The organism is Collinsella sp. LCP19S3_C9 (assembly GCF_052121575.1).
In the GTDB taxonomy this organism is placed as follows: Bacteria; Actinomycetota; Coriobacteriia; order Coriobacteriales; family Coriobacteriaceae; genus Collinsella.
The window spans coordinates 1-2148 of sequence record NZ_JBQKDZ010000030.1 but is presented as its reverse complement, the minus strand read 5'-3'; the positions used below and the strand labels follow the sequence as shown (position 1 = coordinate 2148).

Genomic DNA, 2148 nt, shown 5'->3' with positions numbered 1-2148 from the left:
AGAATGATAGCAATCATTCATCCGATCCAAACAAGAGGAATTCACTCATTGATGAGTGAGGAGCATCTGATCGCGAGCACAGTGGAACACGCTGTGCCGCGGTATGAGATACCCGAATTGCGACATGAGAGCGCTATTCATGATATCGATTAATTTATATTAGCGACACGTGGATATCCCGCGGGCCCGGAGCGGTCCCGCAAGATACCACGGGCGCACGGCGGATGCCTTGGCACAGGGAGCCGATGAAGGACGCGGCAAGCTGCGATAATCCCCGGCGAGGAGCACACATCCTTCGACCCGGGGGTCTCCGAATGGGCGAACCCATGCACAGCAGTGTGCATATCCCCGGCCTGAACGCATAGGGCCGGGGAGGACAACCCGGGGAACTGAAACATCTAAGTACCCGGAGGAGAGGAAATCAATCTCGAGACTCCCCGAGTAGCGGCGAGCGAAAGGGGACCGATGGCCAAACCGTCGAGCGGGCGTACCCGGCAGGGGTTCCGCCGGCGGGGTTGCAGGGCCGCGCATCCGGGGGCTGCCGCCCCCGGGCGCAGGTCCGGCTGGGGAGCGGAACGGCATGGGAGGGCCGGCCGCAGCGGGTGACAGCCCCGTACGCGAACCCAGACCGGACGGCGCGACGCGGTCCCTGAGTAGGGCCGGGCACGTGAAACCCGGTCCGAACCTGGGTGGACCACCATCCAAGCCTGAGTACTACCCTGTGACCGATAGCGCACCAGTACCGTGAGGGAAAGGTGAAAAGCACCCCGGGAGGGGAGTGAAACAGTACCTGAAACCGTGCGCCCACGAGCAGTCGGAGCACCCATTGGGTGTGACGGCGTGCCTTTTGTAGAATGAGCCAGCGAGTCGCTGGCGCGGGGCGAGGTTAACCGAAAGGGAGCCGGAGCGAAAGCGAGCCTTAACAGGGCGACTTGAGTCCCGCGCCGCGGACGCGAAGCCGGGTGAGCTATCCGTGGGCAGGCTGAAGCGGGGGTAAGACCCCGTGGAGGGCCGAACGCACGTCGGTTGAAAACGGCGGCGATGACCTGCGGATAGGGGTGAAAGGCCAATCAAACCCGGAGATATCTCGTTCTCCCCGAAATAGCTTTAGGGCTAGCGTCGCGCGTTCACCGCCGGAGGTAGAGCACCGGATGGACGAGGGGGCTTCGCCGCCTACCGAATCCAACCGAACTCCGAATGCCGGCGGCCCAGAGCGCGGCAGTCAGAGCATGTGGGCTAAGCTGTGTGCTCGAGAGGGAAACAGCCCGGACCGCCCGCTAAGGTCCCCAAGTTCCAGCCGAGTGGCAAAGGATGTGCGTCCGCCCAGACAACCAGGATGTTGGCTTAGAAGCAGCCATGCATTCAAAGAGTGCGTAACAGCTCACTGGTCGAGTGGACATGCGCCGACAATACACGGGGCTAAGCTGGACACCGAAGCGGCGGGATTCTAATTCATCAGAATCGGTAGGGGAGCTTCCCATGGGCGGAGAAGCCGGAGGGCGACCGACGGTGGAGCGCATGGGAGTGAGAATGCTGGCATGAGTAGCGAGAGACGAGAGAGTAACTCGTCCGCCGTGAACCCGAGGTTTCCTGGGCAAGGCTAATCCTCCCAGGGTCAGTCGGGGGCTAAGGCGAGGCCGGCAGGCGTAGCCGACGCGCAGCAGGCAGACATTCCTGCACCGCGCACGCGGCGCTACGACCGACGGGGCGACGGATGGGGGTGGCTCGGCGGGGTTCTGGACGTCCCCGTGATGGAGCGCGGCCCGCGGACCAGGGAAATCCGGTCCGCATCGAGGGCGAGGCTCCGGACGAAGCGACTGAGCGAAGCGAGTGAGCCCGAGGTCCCTAGAAAAACCCCTAGGCAGGCGCGTGCGCGCCCGTACCGCAAACCGACACAGGTGGGTGGGTAGAACATACCGAGGCGATCGGGTCAACCATGGTCAAGGAACTCGGCACAATGGCCCCGTAACTTCGGGAGAAGGGGTGCCCGCGCGTACGTGAACGGACTTGCTCCGGGAGCGGAGGCGGGCCGCAGTGGAGAGGCCCAAGCGACTGTTTACCAAAAACACAGGACTCTGCAGAAGCCGCAAGGCGACGTATAGGGTCTGACGCCTGCCCGGTGCCGGAAGGTCACGCGGAGGAGTTAGC

General features: G+C 63.5%; 1 rRNA gene. It reads left to right on the top strand.

Annotation, left to right across the window (positions count from 1 at the left end):
- Positions 1–197 precede the first annotated feature (197 nt).
- A 23S ribosomal RNA gene (locus ACTQXI_RS08820) occupies positions 198–2148 on the top strand; the annotation flags it as partial.